The organism is Zeimonas sediminis (assembly GCF_023721795.1).
Lineage (GTDB): Bacteria > Pseudomonadota > Gammaproteobacteria > Burkholderiales > Burkholderiaceae_E > Zeimonas > Zeimonas sediminis.
This window is the reverse complement of record NZ_JAMQYE010000001.1, coordinates 715,396-741,567: the sequence shown is the minus strand read 5'-3', so window position 1 is coordinate 741,567 and position 26,172 is coordinate 715,396. Positions and strand designations below refer to the sequence as shown.

Here is a 26,172-nt window from a genome sequence, read left to right as displayed (position 1 = left end):
CCGGGCGGCATCCTTGCAGCGCGGCGCCAGCCCCGCCGCCGGCATCGGCGGCCTGTATTTCGCCTACTTCGCCTACGTGGGGCTGTTCTCGCCCTACCTGGGCCTGTACCTGGCGGGCATCGGGCTCACGATCGCCCAGATCGGCCTGCTGATGGCGGTGCCGCAGGCGCTCAGGATCGTCGGGCCGCCGTTCTGGGGCTGGCTGGCCGACCGGGGCGGGCAGGGGACCGGACTGCTGCGCGCGAGCTCGGCGCTGGCCTGCGCGTCGGCGCTCGCGCTGGCCCTGTCGGGCTGGAGCGGCTGGCCGGGCGGCGAGGCGCTGGCCGCCGCGCCGGGCCTGCGCTTCGGATTGCTGTTCGCGGTGCTGGCGGCGCTGTTCTTCTTCACGTCGGCCCAGATGCCGATCGCCGAAACGATGGCGATGCGGGCCGCCGGCGGCGACACCGGGCGCTACGGCCGCCTGCGCGTCTGGGGATCGATCGGCTTCATCGTCGGCGTCGTCGGCATCGGGCCGGTGCTCGACCGCTACGGGGTCGGCGGCCTGCCCTGGTGGGTCGCGGCGCTGCTGGCCCTGCTCACGGTCGTCGCGTTGTCGCTGCCGAGCGCCGGGGCCGAGGCGCGGGTCCGGCCGGCCGTGTCGATCGGGCAGCGGCTGGCCGAGCCGAGGGTCAGGGCCTTCTTCGCATCGGCCTTCCTGATGCTGTTCGCGCACGCCGCGCTCTACGCCTTCTTCTCGCTGTACCTGGCCGAGCAGGGCTACAGCAAGACCGCGATCGGCCTGGTGTGGGCGATCGGCGTGCTGGCCGAGATCGGCGTGTTCTGGCTGCAGCGCGGCCTGTTCCAGCGCTTCGGCGCGATGCGGTTGCTGCGTGCGAGCCTGGCGGTGGCGGCGCTTCGCTTCGTGGCGATCGGCCTGTCGGCCGGCTGGCTGCCGGCGATCCTGCTCGCCCAGCTCGCCCATGCGGTCACCTTCGGCATCCACCACAGCGCCACGATCGCCACGCTGCAACGGTGGTTCGAGCCCGCGCAGCAGGCCCGCGCGCAGGCGCTGTACGTGACGATCGGCTACGGGCTGGGCGGCTCGGCCGGCGTGCTCGTCGCGAGCTGGGTCTGGACGGCCGTCTCCCCCGGGGCGACCTTCGTCGTGGCCGGCTTCGCCGCGGCGCTCGGCTGGCTGGCGCTCGGCGGCACGCTCGAACGGCAGGCGCCGGGATCGGCGACAATCGTGGCTCGAGCGGAGGACGAACGATGACCCTGCCCATCCTGCGCACGGCCGTCGCAGGCCTTGCTCTCGCCGGTCTGCTGGTCGGCTGTCAGTCGGTGCAGACCACGGCGGGCGGCGCGGTCGGCATCGAGCGCACCCAGCGGATGTCGCCGCTGGTTTCCGAGACCCAGCTGCGCGAGCAGGCCGAGCTCAGCTATCGCGAGGCGCTGGCCAAGGAGCGCCAGCAAGGCAAGCTGAACGCCGATCCGGCGCTGACCGCGCGCGTGCGCGCGATCGCCGGGCGCCTGATCCCGGCCGCCGGCGCCTTCCGCCCCGAGGCGACCCGCTGGAACTGGGAGGTCAACGTGATCCGCTCCGACGAGATGAACGCCTGGTGCATGCCGGGCGGGAAGATCGCCGTGTACACCGGCCTGATCACCAAGCTGGGCCTGAACGACGACGAGATCGCGGCGATCGTCGGGCACGAGATCGCGCACGCGCTGCGCGAGCACGCCCGCGAGCGGGCCTCGGAGCAGCTCGGCGCGCAGGTGCTGCTGAGCGGGGCGGTGATGGCGATCGGCGGCGGTCAGGCCTCGATGGATCTCGGGGGCCTGTTCTACAAGACCTTCTTCGGGCTGCCGAACAGCCGGCTGCACGAGACCGAGGCCGACCGGATCGGCGTCGAGCTGGCGGCGCGCGCCGGCTACGATCCGCGCGCGGCGATCTCGCTTTGGCGCAAGATGACCGCCAGGGGGGGCTCCGGCGTGCCGGAGTTCCTCAGCACCCACCCCGCCGCCGACACCCGGATCGCCGACCTCGAGGTCTACTCGGCGCGGGTCATGCCGCTGTACGAGCAGGCCCGGCGCGAGCGCTGAGCGGCCCCCGGCGGCGCGCCGGGGGCCGCGTTCCGGCGCCGCGCCTGCGCGTCCGGTCCCCCTGCGAGCGCGTGGCATAATCGACGGTCACCGTCGAGGGCGCTCCCCGAGGGGCGTCCGCCGGCAGATCCGCCACACCCACTTCGTCCAGGTTCCATGTCGCTCGCGCCCCGCACGCTCTACGACAAGCTCTGGGATGCCCACGTCGTCCGCCAGGAAGACGACGGCACCGCGCTGATCTACATCGATCGTCACCTCGTGCACGAGGTGACCAGCCCGCAGGCCTTCGAGGGGCTCAAGATCGCCGGCCGCAAGCCCTGGCGCGTGTCCGCCAACCTGGCGGTCGTCGACCACAACGTGCCGACCACCGACCGCTCGCGGGGCATCGACGACCCGATCTCGCGCCTGCAGGTCGAAACCCTCGACGACAACGCGCGCGACTTCGGCATCACCTACTTCGACATCAACGATCGCCGGCAGGGCATCGTGCACGTGATCGGCCCCGAGCAGGGCGCCACGCTGCCGGGCATGACGGTCGTCTGCGGCGACTCGCACACCAGCACGCACGGCGCCTTCGCCTGCCTGGCCTTCGGCATCGGCACCTCCGAGGTCGAGCACGTCCTGGCCACCCAGACGCTGGTCGCCAAGAAGATGAAGAACATGCTGGTCCAGGTCGAAGGCCAGCTGCCGAAGGGCGTCGGCGCCAAGGATGTCGTGCTGGCCGTGATCGGCCGCATCGGCACGGCGGGCGGCACCGGCTACGCGATCGAGTTCGGCGGCTCCACGATCCGCTCGCTTTCGATGGAAGGGCGGATGACGATCTGCAACATGGCGATCGAGGCCGGTGCCCGTTCCGGCATGGTCGCGGTCGACGACGTCACGCTCGCCTACCTGAAGGGCCGGCCGATGGCGCCGGCGGGTCCCGACTGGGACAAGGCCGTGGCCCTGTGGCGCGACCTGCGCTCCGATCCGGGCGCCCGCTTCGACCTGGTCGTCGACATCGACGCGTCGCAGCTTCGCCCGCACGTGACCTGGGGCACCTCGCCCGAGATGGTCGTGGCGGTCGACGAGCGCGTGCCCGACCCCGACAAGGAGAAGGACCCGGTGCGCCGCGAGGGTATGGAGCGGGCCCTGCAGTACATGGGGCTCAAGCCCAACACGCCGATCACCGAGATCCGCGTCGACAAGGTCTTCATCGGCTCGTGCACCAACTCGCGCATCGAGGACCTGCGGCAGGCGGCCGCGGTGGTGCGCGGCCGTCGCAGGGCTTCCAACGTCAAGCTTGCGATGGTCGTGCCCGGTTCCGGCCTGGTGAAGGCGCAGGCCGAGGCCGAGGGCCTGGACCGGATCTTCCGCGACGCGGGTTTCGAATGGCGCGAGCCGGGTTGCTCGATGTGCCTGGCCATGAACGCCGACCGGCTCGAGCCGGGCGAGCGCTGCGCCTCCACTTCGAACCGCAACTTCGAGGGCCGGCAGGGCGCCGGCGGCCGGACCCATCTCGTGAGCCCCGCGATGGCGGCAGCCGCAGCGGTCGAGGGGCATTTCGTCGACGTGCGGCGTATCTGAATGGATGTTCGAAACATGATGAGGAAATCGGTCCTGATCCTGCTGGCAGCCTTCGTCGGCGTTTCCCTGAGTGCCTGCAATACGGTTGCCGGCATGGGCAAGGACATCGAGAAGGCCGGCGAGACGATCTCGGGCGCCGCCAAGAAGTGACGGAACGGCCGGCCCGGCGCCGGCCCCAACCAAGACGAATCCCATGCGCAGCCTCACGGTTCACCGCGGTCTCGTGGCCCCGCTCGACCGGGCCAACGTCGACACCGACGCGATCATCCCGAAGCAGTTCCTGAAGTCCATCAAGCGGACCGGGTTCGGTCCCAACCTGTTCGACGAGTGGCGCTACCTCGATCGCGGCGAGCCGGGCATGGACAACTCGAAGCGGCCGCTCAACCCCGACTTCGCGCTGAACCAGCCGCGCTACAGGGGCGCTTCGATCCTGCTGGCTCGCAAGAACTTCGGCTGCGGTTCCTCGCGCGAGCACGCGCCGTGGGCGCTCGAGGACTACGGCTTCCGGGTCGTCGTGGCCCCGTCGTACGCCGACATCTTCTACAACAACTGCTTCAAGAACGGGTTGCTGCCGGTGCGGCTGTCCGAGAGCGAGATCGACTGGCTGTTCGACCAGGTCAATGCCTTCAACGGCTTCGAGCTCGTCGTCGACCTGCCGGCGCAGCAGGTGCGCACCGTCGACGGCTCCCGCGCGTTCTCGTTCGAAGTGGACGCCTTCCGCAAGCACTGCCTGCTCGAGGGGCTCGACGAGATCGGCCTCACCCTGGGCCATGCCGACGAGATCCGCGACTTCGAGGCGAAACGGCTGCGCGAGCAGCCGTGGCTGGCGAACGCGCTGGCCGGCTGACATCCCGGGCCGGCAGGCGAGCGATTCACGCGGCCCGGCCTGGGATTCCAGGCCGGGCCGCCTCGTTTGAGATTCGACCGAAAAATCCAGAAAGAGGATCCATCATGAAGATTGCGGTACTGCCGGGCGACGGCATCGGACCCGAGATCACCGAGCAGGCGATGCGCGTGCTGTCGGCGCTCGCCAGCGACGGCCTGTCGATCGAGATGGAGAGCGCGCCGGTCGGCGGCGCCGGCTACGACAGCGCGGGCGATCCGCTCCCCGAGGCCACGCTGCGTCTGTGCGAGCAGGCCGACGGCATCCTGTTCGGCGCGGTCGGCGGGCCCAAGTACGACTCGCTGCCCCGCGCCAAGCGGCCCGAGCAGGGGCTGTTGCGGCTGCGCAAGCACTTCGACCTGTTCGCCAACCTGCGCCCGGCGATCGTCTACCCCGAGCTGGCCCATGCGTCCACGCTGAAGGACGAGGTGGTGGCCGGCCTCGACCTGCTGATCCTGCGCGAGCTGACCGGCGACATCTACTTCGGCCAGCCGCGCGGCGTTCGCACGAACGAGAACGGCGAGCGCGAGGGCTTCGACACGATGCGCTACACCGAGGGCGAGATCCGCCGGATCGCGCGCCTGGCCTTCGAGACCGCCCGCAAGCGCCAGCGCCGGGTCTGCTCGGTCGACAAGGCGAACGTGCTGGAGACCACCCAGTTCTGGCGCGACGTGGTCACCGACGTGCACCAGGAGTTCCGCGACGTCGAGCTCACCCACATGTACGTCGACAACGCCGCGATGCAGCTGGTGCGCAACCCGAAGCAGTTCGACGTGATCGTCACCGGCAACATGTTCGGCGACATCCTGTCCGACGAGGCCTCGATGCTTACCGGCTCGATCGGCATGCTGCCCTCGGCCTCGCTGAACGCGCGCAACTTCGGCATGTACGAGCCGATCCACGGATCGGCCCCCGACATCGCCGGCAAGGGCGTCGCCAATCCGCTGGCCACGATCCTGTCGTCGGCGATGCTGCTGCGTCACTCGCTCGGCCAGGAGGCGGCCGCGCAGCGGGTCGAGGCGGCGGTGCGCAAGGTGCTGGCCCAGGGCTTTCGCACCGCCGACATCGCCGAGGCAGGCAAGCGCACGGTCGGCACGAAGGAGATGGGCGACGCGGTGCTCGCGGCCCTCTGATATCGCAATCGCAGGACGCGGGCGCCGGGCGCCCGCCAGGAGAACGGAATGAAGAAAGTCGGAATCGTCGGATGGCGCGGAATGGTCGGTTCCGTGCTGATGCAGCGCATGCGCGAGGAGAACGATTTCGCGCACATCGAGCCGGTGTTCTTCAGCACGTCCAATGCGGGCGGCGATGCGCCCGACGTGCCGAATGCGTCGGGCGGCAAGCTGCAGGACGCGGGCTCGGTCGACGCGCTCAGGAAGATGGACGTGATCCTGACCTGCCAGGGCGGCGACTGGACCACCGAGATGTTCCCGCAGTTGCGTGCGGCCGGCTGGAACGGGTACTGGATCGACGCGGCGTCCACGCTGCGGATGAAGGACGACTCCGTGATCGTCCTGGATCCGGTCAACCTGAAGGTCATCCAGGACGCGCTGTCGCAGGGCAAGAAGGACTTCATCGGCGGCAACTGCACGGTCAGCCTGATGATGATGGGCCTGAACGGCCTGTTCCGCGAAGGTCTGGTGGAGTGGATCACCGCGATGACCTACCAGGCGGCCTCGGGCGCAGGCGCCCAGAACATGCGCGAGCTGCTCGCGCAGATGGGGGCGCTGCACGACTCGGTCCGCGGCCTGCTCGCGGATCCTGCGTCGGCGATCCTGGAGATCGACGGCAAGGTGGCCGAGACGATGCGCTCGCAGTCCTTCCCGACGCAGCACTTCGGCGTGCCGCTCGCCGGCAGCCTGATCCCGTGGATCGACAAGGACCTCGGCAACGGCACCTCTCGCGAGGAATGGAAGGGCGATGCCGAGTGCAACAAGATCCTCGGCCTGCCGGCGCAAGGGGAGGGGCACATCCCGATCGAGAGCCTGTGCGTGCGGATCGGCGCGATGCGCTGCCACAGCCAGGCGCTCACGATCAAGCTGCGCAAGGACGTGCCGATCGCCGACGTCGAGGCGCTGATCGCCGGGGCGAACGACTGGGTCCGGCTGGTGCCGAACGACCGCGAGTCCAGCGTCCGCGAGCTTTCGCCGACGGTCGTGACCGGCACGATGAGCGTGCCGGTCGGCAGGCTGCGCAAGCTGGCGATGGGGCCGGAGTACCTGAGCGCGTTCACCGTCGGCGACCAGCTCCTCTGGGGCGCCGCCGAACCGCTGCGCAGGATGCTGCGGATCCTGCTCGACTGAACCGACGGCCGTCCGCTGGCGCCGACGGGCGGCGTTGTTTCAGTGTTTCGTGAGCTTGCACGGGTAAGTGGCTGATGCTAGCCTCAAAAAATCCATTGGTGCGTCTGGGGACGAGTGTGAAATCTGAGCTTGAAAGTCGGAATCTCCGGCGCATGGCGAGTCGTCCGACGGTTCTCGCGCTGGCGCTGGCCGCCGCGCTGGCCGGGGGAGTGCAGTCCACCGCCTTCGCTGCCGGGCTCGGCAGGCTGACCGTGCAGTCGGCGCTCGGCCAGCCCCTGCAGGCCGAGGTCGAGATCACCTCGGTCTCGCGCGAGGAGCTCGCGACGCTGGCGGCCCGCCTCGCGTCTCCCGATGCGTTTCGCCAGGCCGGGATGGAGTTCAACCCGGCGCTGAGCTCGCTGCGCTTCGCGATCGATCGCCGGCCGGACGGGCGCGCCTTCGTCCGGATCACCTCCACGCAGCCGATCAACGAACCGTTCGTCGACCTGCTGGTCGAGCTGAACTGGGCCTCGGGGCGCTTCGTTCGCGAGTACACCTTCCTGCTCGATCCGCCCGAGTTGCGCGTCGGCCGCGAAACCGTCGAGGGCGGCTCGGTCGTCTCGCAGGTGACGCCGCCTTCGGCAAGCGTCGCGGCGCCGGCGCCCGCCGCCGCGGCAGCCGCACCCGCGCCGGCTGCGGCGGCTCGCGCCCCGGCGGCACCCGCTGCCGCCGCGTCGCCCGCTGCCCCGGCGCCTTCGCCGGCCGCGCCGGCTCCCGCTGCGGCGGCACCGATCGCGCCGGCCGCGGCCAGGCCGGCCGCGCCGACCTCGGCCGACAGCGTCGTGGTCGAGCGGGGCGAGAACCTGACCGCCATCGCGTCCCGGGTCAAGCCCGCCGACGTCACCGTCGAGCAGGCGATCATCGCGATCTACAACGCCAACCCGAGGGCGTTCTTCGGGACCGTGCACCAGATGTACGCGGGCCGCACGCTGCAGATTCCGGGCGCCGACGCGATGCGCGCAGTCGACCACGTGGCCGCACGCCGACAGATCCGGCTCGAGGCGGCCGAGTTCAACGCCTACCGGCAGCGCCTCGCCGGCGAGGCGCGCGCGGTCGGCACGGCCGAGGCGGGAACCGCCGCTTCGGGCGCAGTCACCGCGAAGCTCGACGAGCAGCCCGCGCCGGCCCCGGCCGGCGACCAGCTGGTCCTGTCGCGCCCGCAGGCGGGCGCTACAGCTGGCGCTGCCACTGGCGCCGCCGACGCGCAGGCGAGCGCCGAGGCGAAGGTCGCGGGCGAGGCTGCGCTGCGCGAGCAGCAGGAGCGCGTCCAGCTGCTCGAGAAGAACGTCACCGACCTGCAGAAGCTGCTCGAGCTGAAGAACCAGCAACTGGCCGAGCTGCAGCGCCAGCTGGAGGCGCGTTCGGCAGCCCCGGCGGCCGCACCGAGTGCGCCGGCCGCCGCGGGCGCGCCAGCCGCAGATTCCGCCGCGCCTTCCGCGGGCGTGTCTCCGGCGCCAGCCGCGCAACCTACGGCTTCCGCGCCGCCGGCGGCCGCGCCTGCGCCGGCTCCCGCCGAGACCAGGCCCGCGGCGCCCAAGCCGGCTGCGGCCAGGCCGGCCGCGCCGCCGCCGAGCTTCATGGACGAGCTGCTGGGCAGCCCGCTGCTGGTGCCCGGGCTCGCGGCCATCCTGGTGGCCCTCGGTGCCTACGGCTGGTACACGCTTCGCCGGCGGCGCAAGAACGAGAACTTCGAGGACAGCCTGATCGCGGCCGACGCTTTCACCGCCAACTCCCTGTTCGGCACGACCGGCGGCCAGGCGGTCGACACCTCCAGCCCGAGCGTCTTCGGGCCCAGCGTGAAGGAGGGCGGTGTCGACGTCCACTCCACCGAGGTCGATCCGATCGCCGAGGCCGAGGTCTACATCGCCTACGGGCGGGAGGCGCAGGCCGAGGAGATCCTGCGCGAGGCGCTGAAGCGCCAGCCCGACCGGCAGCCGATCCGGGTGAAGCTGCTCGAGATCTGCGCGGGCCGCAAGGATGCGGTGGCCTTCGGCCTGCTCGCGCAGGAGATGTACGACATGACCGGCGGCGAGAACGAGGAATGGCCCAAGGTGGTCACGCTCGGCCTGGCGCTCGACCCGTCCAATCCGCTCTACACCGGGGAAGCCGCCGAGTCGGCGCTCGCCGACTTCGATGAAGGCGAGTCCGATTCGATGGCCGGGGCGCCGGAGTCGCGCGGACCCGACGACGATGCCTTCGGGTCGCTGGACGAGGACGAGGCCGACCGCGCAGGCGCTCCCGACCTGCCGGTCGGCGTCTCGCCGGCGCCGGCGGCGCTCGGGCGGATCGACGATCTGCCGCGCGACTTCGCCGAGACTCGCGACATGGACATGAAGCCGGCCGAAGACGAGGCGCCGGCGCTCGATTTCGCGCTGTCGGTCGACACGTCGATCGGCCGGCCTGCCGACGAAGCGACCGAAGAGGGCCGCGGGGACGACCGCAGCGAGCTCGAGCGGGCGGTCGACGGTCGCTTCGAGTTGCCGTCGCTCGATTTCGGCGGCACCCAACCCGGCCCCGAGGGCAGGGAGGCTGCTGCGGCCGAGCCGCCCGCCTTCGCCGAACTCGGCGATTTCCGGGTCGACCTGCCCGCGCTGGAGGAGCTCGACGCCAAGGGCGGCAAGCCGGCAGGCGCGCTGCAATCGGAAGCCGGCGCGCTCGACATCGCTGCGCTCGACGTCGTGCCCGCCGAGGGCGAGTCGCCCCAGTGGCAGGAGATGGCCACCAAGCTGGACCTGGCGTCGGCCTACGAGGAAATCGGCGACAAGGACGGCGCGCGCGAGCTGCTCGACGAGGTGATCCGCGGCGGCGACGCCGAGCAGAAGCGCAAGGCACAGGCGATGCTTGCCCGCATCGGATGAGGATCCCGGCCGGGGCCTGCCCGTGGCGCGCCTCGCGCTGATCCTCGCCTACGACGGAAGCGCCTTCGACGGCTGGCAGACCCAGCCGTCGGGGCGTGGCGTCCAGGACCACCTCGAGCGCGCGCTGGCGGCGATCGCCGGACATCCGGTGGCCACGATCTGCGCCGGGCGCACCGATGCCGGCGTGCACGCGCTGCGGCAGGTCGTGCACTTCGACAGCGAGGCGCAACGCCCCGCCAGCGCCTGGATCCGTGGCGTGAACGCGCATCTGCCGGCACAGGTCGCGGTGCGCGAGGTCCGGCAGGTCGACGAAGGTTTCCACGCGCGCTATGGCGCCACCCACAGGCGCTACCGCTACCTGCTGCACCTGTCTCCGGTGCGGCATCCTCTTCTGGCCGGCCGCGCGGGCTGGACCTTCCGGCATGTCGATCCGTCCCGGCTGCGCGAGGCCGCGACGCTGCTGGCCGGCGAGCACGACTTCTCGGCCTTCCGCTCGTCAGAATGCCAGGCGGCCTCGCCGGTGAGGCGGATCGACGCGATCGACGTTGCGGAGCAGGGCCCGTTGCTGCTGCTCACCTTCGTCGGCAACGCCTTCCTGCACCACATGATCCGCAACATCGTCGGCACGCTGCTGATGGCGGCCGACGGCCGCCGGCCGGTGGACTGGGTCGGCGAGGTGCTCGCCTCGCGCGATCGGCGCTTCGCGGCGCCCACCTTCTCGCCGGACGGCCTGTATCTCGACGGCGCGCGCTACGACCCGCGCTTCGACCTGCCTTCCTGGGGGGCCGACGATGGCGCTTCGAACCTGCTGGCCGCGCTGCGCTGAAGGGCGCGGGGCCCTCGGTCCGGCTTGCCGTTAAACTGCATTCGATGCGGACCCGTATCAAGTTCTGCGGCTTCACCGATGCCGGCGACCTGCGCGACGCCGCCGCGCTGGGCATCGACGCGGCCGGCTTCGTGTTCTATCGCAAGAGCCCTCGCCACGTCGACGAGGATGTCGCGGCCGCGCTGCGGCGGGCGCTGCCTTCGTGGGTCTCGGCGGTCGGCCTGTTCGTCGACGAGGAGCCGGACGAGGTCCGCCGCCTGGCGTCGCGGGTGGGGCTCGACGTCGTCCAGTTCCACGGCGACGAGTCGCCCGACCGGTGCCGCGCCTCGGTGCCCGAAGGCCTTCCTTGGTGGCGGGCCGTCCGGATGCGCTCGCCCGGCGTTTTGCTAGAATCCTTCGATCGTTTCGGCGAGGCCGAAGCCTTGCTCCTCGACTCGTTCAGCCACGGTTATGGCGGTAGCGGCACCGGTTTCGACTGGTCCTGGATTCCCGCGCAGCGCCCGCTCCCGATCGTCCTGTCGGGCGGGCTGACCCCCGACAACGTCGCCGACGCGATCGCGTCGGTCAGGCCGTCGGCGGTCGACGTGTCGAGCGGCATCCAGTCCGACGATCCGCGCCGCAAGGCACATGCGCGGATGGAGCGGTTCGTGGCCGAAGTGCTGCGCGCCGACGCGAAACTGTGCCAGACACCGACCCGATGAAGCCCTACGATTTTCCGGACTCCCGAGGCCACTTCGGCCCGTACGGCGGCGTGTTCGTCGCCGAGACCCTGGTGCACGCGCTCGAAGAGCTGCGCCAGGCGTACGACCGCTACCGGGTCGACCCCGAGTTCGTCGCCGAGTTCAAGGACGAGCTCGAGCACTTCGTCGGGCGGCCCACGCCGATCTACCACGCGAAGCGCTGGTCGCAGATGCTCGGCGGCGCGCAGATCTACTTCAAGCGCGAAGACCTGAACCACACCGGCGCGCACAAGATCAACAACACGATCGGGCAGGCGCTGCTCGCCAAGCGGATGGGCAAGCCGCGCGTGATCGCCGAAACCGGCGCGGGCCAGCACGGCGTGGCCACCGCCACCGTTGCCGCGCGCTTCGGGATGAAGTGCGTCGTGTACATGGGCTCCGAAGACGTCGCGCGCCAGGCGCAGAACGTGTACCGGATGAAGCTGCTCGGCGCCGAGGTCGTGCCGGTCGAATCCGGCTCGCGCACGCTGAAGGACGCGCTGAACGAGGCGATGCGCGACTGGGTGACCAACGTCGAGGACACCTTCTACATCATCGGCACCGTCGCCGGGCCGCATCCGTACCCGATGATGGTCCGCGACTTCCAGTCGGTGATCGGCGAGGAGTGCAAGAAGCAGATGCCGGTGATGGCCGGCCGCCAGCCGGACTACGTCGTCGCCTGCGTGGGCGGCGGCTCGAACGCGATCGGGATCTTCCATCCCTACCTCGACGTGCCGGGCGTGAAGCTGGTCGGCGTCGAGGCCGGCGGGGAAGGACTCGACACCGGGCGCCACGCGGCCTCGCTGACCGCCGGCACGCCGGGCGTGCTGCACGGCAACCGCACCTACCTGCTGCAGGACGCCGACGGCCAGATCATCGACACCCACTCGGTGTCGGCCGGCCTCGACTACCCGGGTGTCGGCCCCGAGCACGCCTGGCTGAAGGACTCGGGGCGCGCCGAGTACGTGCCGATCTCCGACGACGAAACGCTGAAGGCCTTCCACGACTGCTGCCGGATCGAGGGCATCATCCCGGCGCTGGAATCCAGCCATGCGCTGGCCTGGGCCGCGAAATTCGCGCCCACGCTGCCGAAGGACAAGCTGATCCTGGTCAACCTGTCGGGCCGCGGCGACAAGGACATGCACACGGTCGCGCAACGCGCGGGGATCCAGTTCTGATGTCTCGCATCTCCGACACCTTCGCCCGGCTGGCCGCCTCCGGCCGCAAGGCCCTGGTCCCGTTCGTGACCGCCGGCCATCCGGCCCGCGAGTGCACGCCCGACATCCTGCGCGAGCTCGCGCGCAACGGCGCCGACGTCATCGAGCTCGGCGTGCCGTTCTCCGACCCGATGGCCGACGGCCCGGCGATCCAGCGCTCGAACGAATGCGCGCTCGCGCAGAAGGTCGGCCTGCGCGACGTCTTCGGCTGGGTCCGCGAGTTCCGCCGCGACGACGACGAGACGCCGATCGTGCTGATGGGCTACGCGAACCCGGTCGAGCGGATGGGCGTCGAGACCTTCCTCGACGAGGCTGCCGCCGCCGGCGTGGACGGCCTGATCGTGGTCGACTACCCGCCCGAGGAGTCGGAGGCCTTCGCGCAGGCCGCCCGGGCGCGCGGCATCGACCCGATCTTCCTGCTCGCGCCGACCTCGACCGAGGACCGGATCGGGCAGGTGCTGTCGCTCGCGAGCGGCTACGTCTACTACGTGTCGCTGAAGGGCATCACCGGCGGCACCCTCGATCGCGACGACGTGCGCAGGCGGGTCGCCGCGATAAAGGCGCGCACCGCGCTGCCGATCGGCGTGGGCTTCGGGATCCGCGATGCCGAGACGGCCTGCGCGGTCGCGGAGTCGGCCGACGCGGTCATCATCGGCACCAAGCTGATCCAGGTGCTCGAGGACGGGACGCCCGACCAGGCCGCGCGCCGGGTCGGCGAGTTCCTCGGCAGCATCCGCAGCGCGCTCGACGAACGCTACGCGGCGAAGGCCGGCGCCTGAGGGGAGCGATCGAATGTCCTGGCTCGAAAAGCTGCTGCCGCCGCGCATCAAGCGCGCCGCCAGTGCCGCAGGCAAGCGGGTGCCCGAGGGGGTCTGGGTCAAGTGCCCGTCGTGCGACGCGGTGCTCTATTCGGCCGACCTCGAGGCCAGCCTCAACGTCTGCCCGAAGTGCTCGCACCACATGCGGATCGGCGCGCGCCGCCGGCTCGACATGCTGCTCGATGCCGAGGGACGCCACGACATCGGCCAGGAAGTGCAGCCGGTCGACGCGCTGAAGTTCAAGGACAGCCGCAAGTACCCGGAGCGACTGCAGGAAGCGGTCCGCGACACCGGCGAGTCCGACGCGATGGTCGTGATGAGCGGGTCGATCAGGGCGATTCCGGTCGTGGCCGCGTGCTTCGAGTTCGACTTCATGGGCGGCTCGATGGGCTCGGTGGTCGGCGAGCGCTTCGCCCGCGGCGTTCGGGCCGCGCTCGACCAGAGGGTGCCCTTCGTCTCTATCGCCGCGTCGGGCGGCGCGCGGATGCAGGAAGGCCTGCTGTCGCTGATGCAGATGGCCAAGACCACCGCGATGCTGACCAGGCTCGCCGAGAAGAAGCTGCCCTACATCTCGGTGCTGACCGACCCCACGATGGGCGGCGTGTCGGCGAGCTTCTGCTTCCTGGGCGACGTCGTGATCGCCGAGCCGCGCGCGCTGGTCGGCTTCGCCGGGCCCCGCGTCATCGAGCAGACGGTGCGCGAGAAGCTGCCCGAGGGCTTCCAGCGCGCGGAGTTCCTGCTCGAGAAGGGCGCGATCGACATGATCGTCGACCGCCGCCAGATGCGCGACGAGATCGCGCACCTGCTCGCGCTGCTGATGCGCCAACCGTCCGAGGCCCTCGTCTGAGCCGGGACCTCGCTTCCTGGCTCGCCCACATCGAGCGCCTGCACCCGGCGTCGATCGAGCTCGGGCTCGACCGGGTGCGCGGCGTCGCGCAGCGAATGGGCCTCGCGCTTCCGTGCGCCACGATCATCGTCGGCGGCACGAACGGCAAGGGCTCGACCTGCGCGATGCTCGAGGCGATCCTGCTCGAGGCGGGCTACCGGGTCGGCACCTACACCTCGCCGCACCTGGTCGACTTCGCCGAGCGGGCCCGCATCGACGGCCGGCCGGCCGAGGCGGCGGCACTCGCCGAGCAGTTCGAGGCGGTCGAGTCCGCGCGCGGCGACGTCGCGCTCACCTATTTCGAGTTCTCCACGCTGGCGATCCTGCGCCTGTTCCAGCACGCCGGCCTCGACGCGGCGATCCTCGAGGTCGGCCTCGGCGGACGGCTGGACGCGGTCAACATCGTCGATGCCGACTGCGCGATCGTCACCAGCATCGATATCGATCACGCCGAGTGGCTGGGTGGCACCCGCGAGGCGATCGGTCTCGAGAAGGCGCACGTCTTCCGCGCCGGCCGCCCCGCGATCTGCAGCGATCCGTCGCCGCCGCGCTCGCTGGTCGAGCATGCCGAGGCGATCGGCGCCGACCTCTGGCTGTTCGGCCGCGACTACAACTACGCGGGCGACCGCCAGCAGTGGTCGTGGGCGGGCCGGGCCAGCCGGCGCAACGCGATGGCCTATCCGGCCTTGCGCGGCGCGAACCAGTTGCTCAACGCGTCGGGCGTGCTGGCCGCGCTCGAGGCGCTTCGCGACCGGCTGCCGGTCTCCCAGCAGGCGGTTCGCCAGGGCTTCGCGGTGGTCGAGCTGCCCGGACGATTCCAGGTGCTGCCCGGGCAGCCGGCGATCGTGCTCGACGTCGCGCACAATCCGCACGCGGCCGCCCACCTGGCGGCCAACCTCGACAACATGGGCTTCTTCCCCTACACCTGGGCGGTGTTCGGGGTCATGCGCGACAAGGACGTCGACGCGATGGTCGCCGCGCTGAAGGACAGGGTGGACCACTGGCTGCTCGCGGCCCTGCCGGGCGAGCGTGCCGCGCGTCCCGAATGGGTCGCCGAGCGCCTGCGCGCGGCCGGCGTGCCGGAAGGCTCGTCGGAGGCGTCGATCAGCGTGCACGGCTCGCCTTCCGAAGCGCTTGCTGCGGCGCGGGAGAGGGCGGGGGCGAATGATAGAATCGTCGTTTTCGGTTCCTTCCTCACGGTGGCCGACGTCCTTGCAAGCCGGGCGGCCGCGAATCGCAGCTCCAGGCATGGCAAAGCGCAACGGTAGCCAAGGCAGCGCGCTCGATCCGGCGCTCGCCCAGAAGAAGCGAGCGCGGCGCCGCCTGATCGGCGCGGCCGCGCTGCTGCTGGCGGCGGCGATCGTCCTGCCGCTGGTCCTCGACCCCGAACCCCGCCAGCAGCCGCCCGACGTCGAGGTCGAGATCCCCTCGCGCGAAACGGCCCTGAAACCCCCTCCGCCGCCCGAGCCGGACGCCCAGCCGCAGGCTGCCAGTCCCGCCGCCGGCGTGGCGGCCGGGCGCTCGCCGGATGCCGGCCAGGCGCCGCCGCCGGCCGAGCCCCCGGCTTCCGGCCAGGCAGCGCCGGGGCAGCCGCCCGCTGCGGTAGCGGAGGCGGCGCCGGCGCCCGCCCCGGCAAGGCCGTCCTCCTCGGCGAAATCGTCGGCGCAGCCTGCCGATGTCCGGACCGCGCCGGCCCCCGCGCCCGCGCCATCCGCCAGTGCCGCGGCGGCCCGACCGGGCGCCTCGAACTCCGCCCGCTTCGTGCTCCAGATCGGCGCCTACGCCAATCCGGACAGCGCGCGCAGCATGATGGAGCGGGCCCGCAAGGCCGGCGTGCGCGCCTACACCGAATCGGTCGATACTTCGGCGGGCTCCAGGACCCGCGTCAGGGTCGGCCCGTTCAGCGACCGCGAGTCGGCCGAGCGCGCCCGCGGCAAGCTCAAGCTCGTCGGCATCGACTCCTCGATCGTGACGCTGCCGTGATCGATCCCGGTGCCCTGACCGGCTGGGACTGGTTCGTTCTCGCCGCGCTGCTGATCTCGACCGCGCTCGGCCTGCTGAGCGGGCTGGTGAAGACCGTGTTCGCGCTGGCCGGCTGGGTGGCCGGCCTGGTGGGCGCGCCGCTGCTCACGCCGGCGGTCATGGACGCGAGCGGCTGGACGGTGCATCCGTTGTTCGTGATGGCGCTGCTCTTCTTCGTCCTGCTGGTCGCGGTCAGGTTGTTCGGGGTGCTGCTTTCCCGCATATTGTCCCGGGTGGGGCTGGGCGGCGTCGACAGGACGCTCGGCGCGGTGCTGGGCGTGGCCAGGGCGCTGCTGATCGTCACCGTGGTGGCCGTGGCGGGCAGGGCGCTCGGCGCCCACCAGGAGGCCGCCTGGCAGAAGGCGGTCTCGCGTCCGCTGCTCGAGCAGATGCTCGCGCTCGTCGATCCGCTGCTGCCCGAGGGCGGCGAACGCTCGGGCAAGGTCCGTCGCACCTGAACCGGAGAGCCTGAACCATGTGTGGAATTCTCGGCGCGGTCTCGCGCAGTCCGGTCAACCAGTTGCTCTACGACGGCCTGCTGCTGCTGCAGCACCGCGGCCAGGACGCGGCCGGCATCGCCACGGCGATGGGCAAGACCTTCAACATGCACAAGGCCAACGGCCTGGTGCGCGACGTCTTCCGCACGCGCAACATGCGCTCGCTGCCGGGCTTCAGCGGCATTGCCCACGTGCGCTACCCCACCGCGGGGTCGGCCAGCAACTCCGAGGAGGCCCAGCCCTTCTACGTCAATGCGCCGTTCGGAATCATGCTGGCCCACAACGGCAACCTGACGAACTCCGAGCAGCTGAAGGACGAGATGTTCCGGCGCGACCGCCGTCACATCAACACCGAGTCCGACTCGGAGGTGCTGCTCAACGTGCTCGCCAACGAGCTGCAGGCGGCGGTCAGCGGCGTCACGCTCGATCCCGCTTCGATCTTCGAGGCGGTGCGCGGCCTTCACCGCCGCGTGCGCGGCGCCTATGCCTGCGTGGCCGAGATCGCGGGCGCGGGGGTGGTGGCCTTCCGCGACCCGTGGGGAATCCGGCCGCTGTGCTACGGCGAGGCCGAGAACGAGCAGGGCGACACCGAGTACCTGGTCGCCTCCGAGTCGGTGGCGCTCGAGGGCCTGGGCTACCGGCTGGTGCGCGACGTCGCGCCCGGCGAGGCGGTGTTCATCGACCTCGACGGCAATCTCCACACGCAGCAGTGCGCGGACTCGCCGGTGCTCAGCCCCTGCGTGTTCGAGTACGTCTACTTCGCGCGCCCCGACTCGATGATCGACGGCGCGTCGGTCTACGATGCGCGCCTGCGCATGGGCGAGTACCTCGCCGAGAAGCTCGCGCGCGAGCTCTGGCGCGGCGACGTCGACGTGGTCATGCCGATCCCCGACACCTCGCGGCCGGCGGCGATGCAGCTCGCGATGCGGCTCGGCATCCCCTACCGCGAGGGCTTCATCAAGAACCGCTACGTCGGCCGCACCTTCATCATGCCGGGGCAGGCGGTGCGCAAGAAGACGGTGCGCCAGAAGCTCAACGCGATGAGCGTCGAGTTCAAGGGCAAGAACGTGCTGCTCGTCGACGACTCGATCGTGCGCGGCACCACCTCGCGCGAGATCGTGCAGATGGCGCGCGACTCCGGCGCGAACAAGGTCTATTTCGCGTCGGCCGCGCCGCCGGTGCGCTTCCCGAACGTATACGGCATCGACATGCCGACCCGCGGCGAGCTGATCGCGCACGGCCGCAGCGACGACGAGATCCGCATCGCGATCGGCGCCGACGCGCTGATCTACCAGAGCATCGAGGAGATGAAGCAGTCGGTGCGCGACGTCAATCGCGCGCTGCGCGATTTCGATGCGTCCTGCTTCGACGGCCGCTACGTGACCGGCGACGTGTCGCCGGCCTACCTGGACGAGATCGAGCGGCAGCGTCTCGCCGCGCCCGCGTCGGCCGAGGAGGACACGCCGCGCAGCCAGATGAACCTGCAGTTCTCGGTCGTCCGGGACTGAGCCCCACGAGCGCCGGCGGGCGCAGCCCGCCGCGCGCCACGACAGCATGAGCGAAGACAGCAAGAACGACGACCTCGAAGCGGGCTATCGCTTCGACACCCGCGCGGTGCGCGCGGGCACCGAGCGCACGCACTTCGGCGAGCACACCGAGGCGATGTTCCTCACCTCGAGCTTCGTGCACGACAGCGCCGAGCATGCGGCGGCCAAGTTCGCCGGCGAGGCCGAGGGCTACATCTATTCGCGCTTCGGCAACCCGACCGTCCGGCTGTTCGAGAACCGGCTGGCGGCGCTGGAAGGCGCCGAGGACTGCCGCGCGACCGCCTCGGGCATGTCCGCGATCATGTCGGTGCTGATGAGCCTCACGAAGACCGGCGACCACGTCGTGTGCTCGCAGGGCGTGTTCGGCACCACGATCCAGCTGTTCTCGCTGTTCACCCGCTACGGCGTGGAGACCAGCTACGTGCCGCTGGCCGACCCCGATGCCTGGCAGGCCGCGATCCGCCCGAACACGCGGATGCTCTTCCTGGAGACGCCGTCCAATCCGCTGACCGAGGTGGCGGACCTGCGCGCGATCGCGGCGATCGCGAAGCGGCACGGCATTCCGCTGGTCGTCGACAACTGCTTCTGCACGCCGGCGCTGCAGCGCCCGCTCGAGCTGGGCGCCGACATCGTCGTGCACTCGGCCACCAAGTACCTGGACGGGCAGGGCAGGGTGATCGGCGGAGCGGTGCTCGGCAGCGGCAAGTACATGAACGACGCGCTGCAGCCGGTGCTGCGCTATTGCGGGCCCACGCTGTCGGCCTTCAACGCCTGGATGCTGGCCAAGGGCCTGGAGACGCTGTCGATCCGGATGCAGAAGCACTCGGAGAACGCGCTGACCGTGGCGCGCTGGCTCGAGATGCAGCCTGGCGTCGAGCGGGTGCGCTATCCGTGGCTCGAGTCGCACCCGCAGCACGCGCTGGCGCGCGCCCAGCAGGGCGCCGGCGGCGCGGTGCTGGCCTTCGAGCTGGCCGGAGCAAGCGACGCCGAGCGGCGCGCCAATGCCTGGCGCGTCGTCGACGGCTGCCGGTTGCTGTCGATCACCGCGAACCTGGGCGACGTGAAGTCGACGATCACGCACCCGGCGAGCACCACGCACGGCCGGATGTCGCCCGCGGCGCGCGCCGAGGCGGGAATCGGCGAGGGCATGCTGCGGGTGGCGGTGGGTCTCGAGGACCCGGCCGACATCTGCGAGGATCTGGCGCGCGGGCTGGAGTAACGGCTGCTTTGACTGGCGTCGCCATAATCTGCGGCGCCACGTCGTTCTAGAATCCGGTGAACGAATGCCGCGATCGCGCCCGGCCGGGGCCGGCGCGCCGGATTCCAGAGGAGACGACGATGAGCAAGGCAGGCCAGAACCTGACGGCAGCCGAGGCGGCGCTGCGAGACGCGGCGCTCGAATACCACCGCACGCCCACGCGCGGCAAGGTGGCGGTCACGCCCACCAAGCCGCTGGCGAACCAGCGCGACCTGTCGCTCGCCTACTCGCCCGGCGTGGCCTACGCCTGCCTGGCGATCGAGGAGGACCCGTCTCTGGCGGCCGAGTACACCTCGCGCGGCAACCTGGTCGGCGTGGTCACCAACGGCACCGCGGTGCTGGGCCTCGGCGACATCGGCCCGCTCGCCGGCAAGCCGGTCATGGAAGGCAAGGGCTGCCTGTTCAAGAAATTCGCCGGCATCGACGTGTTCGACATCGAGCTGGCCGAGCGCGACCCCGACAAGCTGGTCGAGATCATCGCTGCGCTCGAGCCCACGCTGGGCGGCATCAACCTCGAGGACATCAAGGCGCCGGAGTGCTTCGTCATCGAGCGCAAGCTGCGCGAGCGGATGAAGATACCGGTGTTCCACGACGACCAGCACGGCACCGCGATCATCTCGTCGGCGGCGCTGCTAAACGGCCTGGAGCTGGTCGGCAAGGACATCGGCGAGATCCGGCTGGTGGCCTCTGGCGCGGGCGCCGCGGCGATCGCCTGCCTGGACATGATGGTCGCGCTCGGCGTGAAACCCGGGAACATCCTGGTCGTCGATTCGAAGGGCGTGCTGCACGCGGAGCGCGCCGGGTCGGTCGACGCCTCGAAGAAGCCCTGGTGCCGCGACACCGACGCCCGCACGCTGGCCGATGCGGTGCGCGGCGCCGACGTGCTGCTCGGCTGCTCGCAGCCGGGCGTGATGACCGCCGAGATGGTCGACACGATGGCCGCGCGGCCGATCATCCTCGCGCTCGCCAATCCGGAGCCCGAGATCCGCCCCGAGGTGGCGAAGGCGGTGCGGCCCGACTGCATCGTGGCCACCGGCCGCTCCGACTACCCGAACCAGGTCAACAACGTCCTGTGCTTCCCGTACATTTTCCGGGGAGCGCTCGACTGCGGCGCCACGCGCATCACCGAGGAGATGAAGATCGCCTGCGTGCGCGAGATCGCCGACCTCGCCAAGGCCGAGACCAGCGACGAGGTCGCCGCGGCCTACCCGGGGCAGGACCTGGTGTTCGGGCCCGAGTACATCATTCCGAAGCCCTTCGATTCCCGGCTGATCCTGCGCATCGCGCCGGCGGTGGCGAGGGCCGCGGCCGAGTCGGGCGTGGCCACCCGCCCGATCGAGGACCTCGACGCCTACCGCGACTCGCTGGGCCGCTTCGTGACCCACACCGGCATGTTCATGCGGCCGGTGTTCGCGGCGGCCAAGGCCGCGCCCAAGCGCGTCGCCTACGCCGAGGGCGAGGACGAGCGGGTGCTGCGCGCGGTGCAGGCGATCGTCGACGACGGCCTGGCGAGGCCCACGCTGATCGGGCGTCCGGCCGTCATCGCCCAGCGCATCGAGCGCGCGGGCCTTCGGATGCAGGCAGGGCGCGACTTCGAGCTGGTCAACCCCGAGGACGACCCGCGCTACCGCCAGTACTGGGAGGCCTACCACAAGCTGATGGCGCGCGAAGGCGTCGCGCCCGACGTGGCCAAGGCCGTGATGCGCCGGTCGAACACCGCGATCGGCGCGATGATGGTCAGGCTCGGCGATGCCGACGCGATGCTCTGCGGGCTGGTCGGGCGCTACGACGCGCACCTCGAGCACGTCGAGGCGATCGTCGGGCGGCGCAGCGATGCGCCCTGCCTGGCCGCGATGAACGCGCTGATGCTGGACAAGCACACGCTGTTCATCGCCGACACCTTCGTCAACGAGGACCCGAGCGCCGAGCAGCTGGCCGGCATCGCGATGATGGCCGCCGAGGAGGTGCGCCGCTTCGGGCTGCCGCCCAAGGTGGCCTTCCTGTCGCACTCGATGTTCGGCTCGAGCCGGCGCGCTTCGGCGCGCAAGATGCGCGAGGCCTGCGAGCGCTTCCGGCAGATGGCCCCGGACATCGAGGCCGACGGCGAGATGCACGGAGACGCCGCGCTGTCCGAGGAGGTACGCGGCCGTTTCTTGATGGAGTCGTCGCTGACCGGCACCGCGAACGTGCTGATCCTGCCCAACCTCGACGCGGCGAACATCCTGTTCAACGTGCTGAAGGTGACCGGCGGGCAGGGCGTGACGGTCGGGCCTGTCCTGCTGGGCGCCCGGGCGCCGGTGCACATCCTGACGCCGTCGGCGACGATGCGCAGGGTTGTGAACATGACCGCGCTGGCGGTGGCCGACGTGTCTGCCGACGCCGCGCGCGGCGGCTGAGCCGGGCGCGGCGCTCAGGCCGCGAGCGGCTCGCAGCGCTCGCCGGCGGCGACGCAGATCCGGTCGCGCCCCAGGCGCTTGGCCTCGCGCAGTGCGTCGTCGGCCTGGCCGATCGACCGGTCCAGCGTCAGGCCGGGCGAGTCTGGCGACACCAGGGCGGCCAGTCCGATGCTCGTGCTCAGCGCGAGTCGCCGGCCGTCCGAGAGGATCAGGGGCGTGGCGGTGATCCGCTGGCGCAGCCGCGCGGCGATCGAGCCGGCGGCCTCGCGGTCCAGCCCCACGACGACCAGCGCGAACTCGTCGCCGCCGTAGCGCCCCAGCACGTCGCCGGGCCGGGTTTCCGCCCGGCAGAGGTCGGCGACCTGGCGAATCGCGCGATCGCCGGCCAGGTGGCCGCACTCGTCGTTGATCGCCTTGAAGCGGTCGAGGTCGAGCATCAGCAGCCAGGCGGGCCGGCCCTCGCGGTGGGCGCGCTCGTGGACGCGCGCCATGCGCTGGAAGAACTCGCGTCGGTTGCACAGCTCGGTCAGCGAGTCGTGCGTGGCCAGATGCTGCTGGGCGCGCTCGCTGCGGTCGAGGCGGCTGATCAGGTTGATGCCCATCCAGGCGAGCGGCGGCGCGATCAGCATCGGCAGCAACGCCGCGACGACGACGTCCTTTTGTTCGATGCCGGAACCCAGCAGCGTGCGCAACAGCGCGGAGCCGGCCAGCGACATCGCGAGGCTGGTCAGCGTCATCGCGATCACCGACCGGGCGACCCCGAACTTCACGATCATCCGGCGAAAGAGGGCCAGGATCCGGGGCGAGTCCGAGGGAGGGGCGTCTTCGTAAGGGTGCACGGCAGAGGCTCTTCGATTCGTCGCTAGGTATTTTCCCGTATCGCGCGCGCCCTGGCCTGCCGCTCGTGCGTCCCGGACGATCCGTTCGGCGGCGTCGCGCGTTGCGACGATGCCGAAATCAGCGGAAATCGCGGCTCGCAGGCACCAGGCGGCCGAGCAGCGGCGTGTCGTCGATCACCTGCCTGGCGATCAGGTGCATCACCTGGCCGCCGGTGTCGACGTCGCGCTGCCAGAGCCCGCGGACGGTCATCAGCCTGGCAGCCAGGACCTCGGCCCGGTGCCGCTCGAAGACCTGCGGCCAGACGATCACGTTGATCGAGCCGCTCTCGTCCTCCAGCGTGACGAAGACGACGCCGCGCGCGGTTTCGGGCCGTTGCCGGTGGGTGACGATGCCGCTGGCCGAAACGATGCGGCCGTTCGGCAGCCGGCTCAGCTCGGCCGCCGGCCAGGCCCTGCGGCGCGCGAGTTGCGGGCGCAGCAGCGCGACCGGATGACGGCCCATCGGAATGCCCAGCGAGCGATAGTCGGCCAGCGTGCTCTCGCCGGCAGTGGGCTCGGGCAGCGCGACCGGCGCCTCACGGATCGCGGCGTCGGCGAGCAGGGCAGGGAGCGGTGCGATCGCGGCGACCTCCCAGGCGGCCTGCAGCCGGTGGCCGGCCAGCGCCCTCAGCGCGTCGGCGTCGGCCAGGCACTGCAGGTCGCGGCGATCCAGGCGGGCGGCGCGCGCCAGGTCGTCGACGTCGTCGAAGGGCGGCCTGCCCGGCCGCGTGCGGCTTCGCTCGGCACGGGCGGCCAGGAGCCGCAGCGCGCCGGCCTGCGACAGGCCGCGCACCCGGTCCAGGCCGAGCCGCACCGCCGGCTGCCGGTTCGCGTCTTCGCGCGGGCGTTCGCCCCCGGGTGCCGTGGGCACGCCGATCCCTTCGAGCGTGCTCTCCCACTGGCTGGCCAGCACGTCGACGCCGCGCACCTCGACGCCGTGCGCGCGGGCGTCGCGCACCAGCTGCGCCGGCGCGTAGAAGCCCATCGGCTGGCTGTTCAGCAGTGCCGCCAGGAAGGCGGCCGGCTCGTGGCGCTTGATCCAGGCCGACACGTAGACCAGCAGCGCGAAGCTGGCCGCGTGGCTCTCGGGAAAGCCGTATTCGCCGAAGCCCTGGATCTGCCGGAACACCGCCTCGGCGAACTCGGGCGCATAGCCGCGCCGGGTCATGCCGTCGACCAGCTTGTCCCGGAAGCCGCCCAGGTCGCCGCGCCGCCGCCAGGCCGCCATGGCGCGGCGCAGCGCGTCGGCCTCGCCGGCGCCGAAGCCCGCCGCCAGCATCGCGATCTGCATCACCTGCTCCTGGAAGATCGGCACGCCGAGCGTGCGCTCGAGCGCCGGCCGGATCTCGTCGCGCGGGAACACGACCGGCTCGAGGCCCTGGCGGCGGCGCAGGTACGGATGGACCATGCCACCCTGGATCGGGCCGGGGCGCACGATCGCAACCTCGATGACCAGGTCGTAGAAGCAGCGCGGCTTCATCCGCGGCAGCATGCTCATCTGCGCGCGCGATTCGATCTGGAACACGCCGACCGTGTCGGCGCGCGAGATCATCTCGTAGGTGGCGGGATCCTCGGCCGGGACGTCCTGCATGCGGAAGGGGCGGCCGCGCCGCGCGCCGATCAGCTCGAGCGCGCGGCGGATCGCGCTGAGCATGCCGAGCGCCAGCACGTCGACCTTCAGCAGCCCCAGCGCGTCGAGGTCGTCCTTGTCCCACTCGACGACGCTGCGTTCGGCCATTGCGGCGTTCTCGACCGGCACCAGCCGGGTCAGCCGGTCGCGCGCGATGACGAAGCCGCCGGTGTGCTGCGACAGGTGGCGGGGAAAGCCGCGCAGGGTGGCGGCCAGCGCCAGCCACAGCCGGGCCTTGCGCGAGGCCGGATCGAGGCCGGCGTGGGCGAGCGCCTGCGGCCGCAGGGAACGGTCCCACCAGTTCTGCGCGCGGGCCACCGCCTCGATCGCGCGCGGGTCGATGTCCAGCGCCTTGCCGACGTCGCGCAGGGCCGAGCGCGAGCGATAGCGGATCACCGTGGCCGCCAGCGCGGCGCGGTCGCGGCCGTACTTCGCGTACAGGTACTGGATCACCTCCTCGCGGCGCTGGTGCTCGAAATCGACGTCGATGTCGGGCGGCTCGGCGCGCTCGCGGCTGATGAAGCGCTCGAACAGCAGGTTGCCGCGCGCCGGGTCGACCTCGGTGATGCCCAGGCAGAAGCAGACCGCCGAGTTCGCCGCCGAGCCGCGCCCCTGGCACAGGATGCCGCGGCTGCGGGCGAAGTCGACGATGTCGGCCACGGTGAGGAAGTAGGGCTCGTAGCGCAGCTCGGCGATCAGAGCGAGCTCGTGCCCGATCTGCCGGGCGACCGCTTCGGGCGTGCCGCCGGGATAGCGCCTCGCGGCGCCGCGCAGCGCGAGCGTGCGCAGCCAGCTGGCGGGCGTTTCGCCGGGCGGCACGATCTCGTCGGGGTACTCGTAGCGCAGCGAATCGAGCGAGAAGCGGCAGCTTTCGGCAAGCGCCACCGTTTCCTCGAGCAGCGCGGCCGGGTAGAGCTGGGCCAGCCGCAGGCGGCTGCGCAGGTGCTGCTCGGCGTTCGAGGCCAGCGCGTGACCGAGCCGGCGCACCGGGGTGCCGAGCCGGATCGAGGTCAGCGTGTCCTGCAGCGGCTTGCGCGAGCGCAGGTGGCAGTGGACGTCGCCGGCGGCGACGAGCCGCAGGCCCGCACGCCGGCCGGCCTCGCGCGCGGCCTCGAGCAGCGCGGCGTCGTGGCCGCGGGCGTGCAGCGCGACGCCGATCCGCGCCCGGTCGTCGAAGCGCTCGCGCAGCCAGCGCGCTGCCCCGACGAAGGCCTCGGGTGGCGACACCGCGACGGCCGGCGGCGGCACCAGCAGGGCCAGGCAGCCGGCCAGGCCGTGGCGAAGGTCGTCATCGACCAGCCGGTAGCGGCCCTTCGGGGCACGCATGCGCGCCGCGCTGATCAGTTCCGAGAGATTGCCGTAGCCGTCGCGGTCGGTGGCGAGCAGGACGAGCCGGAAGCCGGGCAGCCCCGGGTCGGGCGAGGGCAGCCCCGGGTCGGGAGAGGGCAGCAGCTCGTGCAGCGAGAACTCGGCGCCGACGATCAGCGCCAGCCTGCCGCCGCGCGCCTGCAGGTGCGCCCGCACGACCCCGGCCAGCGAGCATTCGTCGGTGATCGCGAGCGCCGAATAGTCGAGCGCCTGCGCCCGCTCGACCAGCTCCTCGGGGTGCGAGGCGCCGCGCAGGAAGGAGAAGTTGCTGACGCAGTGAAGCTCGGCGTAGGGCGGAAGCATCGGCGATCGGGCGCGAGGACCGGCGGCGGCATCGACGAATCGGATCGACGGCCGCCCATGAAGACTGTATGAAAATACA

At 71.4% G+C, this 26,172-nt stretch carries 21 protein-coding genes; 19 read left to right on the top strand and 2 right to left on the bottom strand.

The genetic code is table 11. From position 1 onward, the window contains the following. The first annotated feature begins 13 nt into the window (after positions 1–13). From M6I34_RS03445 to M6I34_RS03355, 19 genes are all read left to right on the top strand, one after another. A complete protein-coding gene (locus M6I34_RS03445; RefSeq protein WP_272484313.1) occupies positions 14–1,252 on the top strand; it encodes an MFS transporter in 1,239 nt (412 codons plus the stop codon). After that, positions 1,249–2,079, top strand: coding sequence for a M48 family metallopeptidase (locus tag M6I34_RS03440; RefSeq protein WP_272484312.1), 831 nt, complete (start codon positions 1,249–1,251; stop codon positions 2,077–2,079). Before M6I34_RS03445 ends, M6I34_RS03440 begins: the two co-directional genes overlap by 4 nt. Before the next feature lie 156 nt (positions 2,080–2,235). After that, positions 2,236–3,645 (top strand): 3-isopropylmalate dehydratase large subunit, encoded by a 1,410-nt coding sequence (gene leuC, locus M6I34_RS03435; RefSeq protein ID WP_272484311.1) that lies wholly within the window; start codon positions 2,236–2,238, stop codon positions 3,643–3,645. A gap of 18 nt (positions 3,646–3,663) precedes the next feature. Next, on the top strand, positions 3,664–3,795 hold the full coding sequence (locus M6I34_RS03430) for an entericidin A/B family lipoprotein (protein WP_418953435.1): 132 nt from the start codon (positions 3,664–3,666) through the stop codon (positions 3,793–3,795). Positions 3,796–3,838: 43 nt separating this feature from the next. Beyond that, the gene (gene leuD / locus M6I34_RS03425; RefSeq protein ID WP_272484309.1) at positions 3,839–4,492 is read left to right on the top strand and encodes a 3-isopropylmalate dehydratase small subunit; all 654 of its coding nucleotides are present in this window, start codon (positions 3,839–3,841) and stop codon (positions 4,490–4,492) included. 104 nt (positions 4,493–4,596) lie between these two features. Beyond that, positions 4,597–5,661, top strand: coding sequence for a 3-isopropylmalate dehydrogenase (gene leuB, locus M6I34_RS03420; RefSeq protein ID WP_272484308.1), 1,065 nt, complete (start codon positions 4,597–4,599; stop codon positions 5,659–5,661). A gap of 48 nt (positions 5,662–5,709) precedes the next feature. Further along, entirely contained in the window at positions 5,710–6,831 is a 1,122-nt protein-coding gene (gene asd / locus M6I34_RS03415) for an aspartate-semialdehyde dehydrogenase (protein ID WP_272484307.1), read from the top strand. A 152-nt stretch (positions 6,832–6,983) separates the two neighbouring features. Next, positions 6,984–9,728, top strand: a complete 2,745-nt coding sequence (locus tag M6I34_RS03410; RefSeq protein ID WP_272484306.1) for a motility hub landmark protein FimV — start codon at positions 6,984–6,986, stop codon at positions 9,726–9,728. 22 nt (positions 9,729–9,750) lie between these two features. Further along, positions 9,751–10,554, top strand: coding sequence for a tRNA pseudouridine(38-40) synthase TruA (gene truA, locus M6I34_RS03405; RefSeq protein ID WP_418953531.1), 804 nt, complete (start codon positions 9,751–9,753; stop codon positions 10,552–10,554). Positions 10,555–10,598: 44 nt separating this feature from the next. After that, complete coding sequence (locus M6I34_RS03400; protein WP_272484304.1) at positions 10,599–11,255, top strand: phosphoribosylanthranilate isomerase; 657 nt, start codon at positions 10,599–10,601, stop codon at positions 11,253–11,255. Then, positions 11,252–12,451, top strand: a complete 1,200-nt coding sequence (trpB, locus tag M6I34_RS03395) for a tryptophan synthase subunit beta (protein WP_272484303.1) — start codon at positions 11,252–11,254, stop codon at positions 12,449–12,451. The genes M6I34_RS03400 and trpB overlap by 4 nt, the downstream gene beginning before the upstream one ends. Further along, positions 12,451–13,269, top strand: a complete 819-nt coding sequence (gene trpA, locus M6I34_RS03390) for a tryptophan synthase subunit alpha (protein ID WP_272484302.1) — start codon at positions 12,451–12,453, stop codon at positions 13,267–13,269. Before trpB ends, trpA begins: the two co-directional genes overlap by 1 nt. Positions 13,270–13,282: 13 nt before the next feature. Continuing rightward, positions 13,283–14,155 carry an acetyl-CoA carboxylase, carboxyltransferase subunit beta gene (gene accD, locus M6I34_RS03385; RefSeq protein WP_272484301.1) on the top strand — a complete coding sequence of 291 codons (873 nt, stop codon included), beginning with the start codon at positions 13,283–13,285 and terminating at the stop codon, positions 14,153–14,155. Continuing rightward, complete coding sequence (gene folC / locus M6I34_RS03380; RefSeq protein ID WP_272486593.1) at positions 14,152–15,462, top strand: bifunctional tetrahydrofolate synthase/dihydrofolate synthase; 1,311 nt, start codon at positions 14,152–14,154, stop codon at positions 15,460–15,462. The genes accD and folC overlap by 4 nt, the downstream gene beginning before the upstream one ends. After that, on the top strand, positions 15,443–16,177 hold the full coding sequence (locus M6I34_RS03375) for an SPOR domain-containing protein (protein ID WP_272484300.1): 735 nt from the start codon (positions 15,443–15,445) through the stop codon (positions 16,175–16,177). Before folC ends, M6I34_RS03375 begins: the two co-directional genes overlap by 20 nt. Then, the gene (locus tag M6I34_RS03370; protein WP_272484299.1) at positions 16,174–16,674 is read left to right on the top strand and encodes a CvpA family protein; all 501 of its coding nucleotides are present in this window, start codon (positions 16,174–16,176) and stop codon (positions 16,672–16,674) included. The genes M6I34_RS03375 and M6I34_RS03370 overlap by 4 nt, the downstream gene beginning before the upstream one ends. Positions 16,675–16,691: 17 nt before the next feature. Then, positions 16,692–18,221, top strand: coding sequence for an amidophosphoribosyltransferase (purF, locus tag M6I34_RS03365; protein WP_272484298.1), 1,530 nt, complete (start codon positions 16,692–16,694; stop codon positions 18,219–18,221). 46 nt (positions 18,222–18,267) lie between these two features. Next, a complete protein-coding gene (locus tag M6I34_RS03360; RefSeq protein WP_272484297.1) occupies positions 18,268–19,479 on the top strand; it encodes an O-succinylhomoserine sulfhydrylase in 1,212 nt (403 codons plus the stop codon). Positions 19,480–19,598: 119 nt separating this feature from the next. Further along, entirely contained in the window at positions 19,599–21,914 is a 2,316-nt protein-coding gene (locus tag M6I34_RS03355; RefSeq protein WP_272484296.1) for an NADP-dependent malic enzyme, read from the top strand. 14 nt (positions 21,915–21,928) lie between these two features. Here the strand turns inward: M6I34_RS03355 and M6I34_RS03350 are convergent, their stop codons facing one another. Both M6I34_RS03350 and M6I34_RS03345 read right to left on the bottom strand, forming a co-directional pair. Further along, the gene (locus tag M6I34_RS03350; protein ID WP_272484295.1) at positions 21,929–22,753 is read right to left on the bottom strand and encodes a GGDEF domain-containing protein; all 825 of its coding nucleotides are present in this window, start codon (positions 22,751–22,753) and stop codon (positions 21,929–21,931) included. Positions 22,754–22,871: 118 nt separating this feature from the next. Continuing rightward, positions 22,872–26,093 carry an error-prone DNA polymerase gene (locus M6I34_RS03345; protein ID WP_272484294.1) on the bottom strand — a complete coding sequence of 1,074 codons (3,222 nt, stop codon included), beginning with the start codon at positions 26,091–26,093 and terminating at the stop codon, positions 22,872–22,874. Positions 26,094–26,172 lie beyond the last annotated feature (79 nt).

Coding starts and splice junctions, on each gene's coding strand:
- M6I34_RS03440 (WP_272484312.1), top strand. CDS start 1,249: ATGACCCTGCCCATCCTGCGCACGGCCGTCGCAGGCCTTGCTCTCGCC.
- leuC (WP_272484311.1), top strand. CDS start 2,236: ATGTCGCTCGCGCCCCGCACGCTCTACGACAAGCTCTGGGATGCCCAC.
- M6I34_RS03430 (WP_418953435.1), top strand. CDS start 3,664: ATGAGGAAATCGGTCCTGATCCTGCTGGCAGCCTTCGTCGGCGTTTCC.
- leuD (WP_272484309.1), top strand. CDS start 3,839: ATGCGCAGCCTCACGGTTCACCGCGGTCTCGTGGCCCCGCTCGACCGG.
- leuB (WP_272484308.1), top strand. CDS start 4,597: ATGAAGATTGCGGTACTGCCGGGCGACGGCATCGGACCCGAGATCACC.
- asd (WP_272484307.1), top strand. CDS start 5,710: ATGAAGAAAGTCGGAATCGTCGGATGGCGCGGAATGGTCGGTTCCGTG.
- M6I34_RS03410 (WP_272484306.1), top strand. CDS start 6,984: ATGGCGAGTCGTCCGACGGTTCTCGCGCTGGCGCTGGCCGCCGCGCTG.
- M6I34_RS03400 (WP_272484304.1), top strand. CDS start 10,599: ATGCGGACCCGTATCAAGTTCTGCGGCTTCACCGATGCCGGCGACCTG.
- trpB (WP_272484303.1), top strand. CDS start 11,252: ATGAAGCCCTACGATTTTCCGGACTCCCGAGGCCACTTCGGCCCGTAC.
- trpA (WP_272484302.1), top strand. CDS start 12,451: ATGTCTCGCATCTCCGACACCTTCGCCCGGCTGGCCGCCTCCGGCCGC.
- accD (WP_272484301.1), top strand. CDS start 13,283: ATGTCCTGGCTCGAAAAGCTGCTGCCGCCGCGCATCAAGCGCGCCGCC.
- M6I34_RS03375 (WP_272484300.1), top strand. CDS start 15,443: ATGGCAAAGCGCAACGGTAGCCAAGGCAGCGCGCTCGATCCGGCGCTC.
- purF (WP_272484298.1), top strand. CDS start 16,692: ATGTGTGGAATTCTCGGCGCGGTCTCGCGCAGTCCGGTCAACCAGTTG.
- M6I34_RS03360 (WP_272484297.1), top strand. CDS start 18,268: ATGAGCGAAGACAGCAAGAACGACGACCTCGAAGCGGGCTATCGCTTC.
- M6I34_RS03355 (WP_272484296.1), top strand. CDS start 19,599: ATGAGCAAGGCAGGCCAGAACCTGACGGCAGCCGAGGCGGCGCTGCGA.
- M6I34_RS03345 (WP_272484294.1), bottom strand. CDS start 26,093: ATGCTTCCGCCCTACGCCGAGCTTCACTGCGTCAGCAACTTCTCCTTC.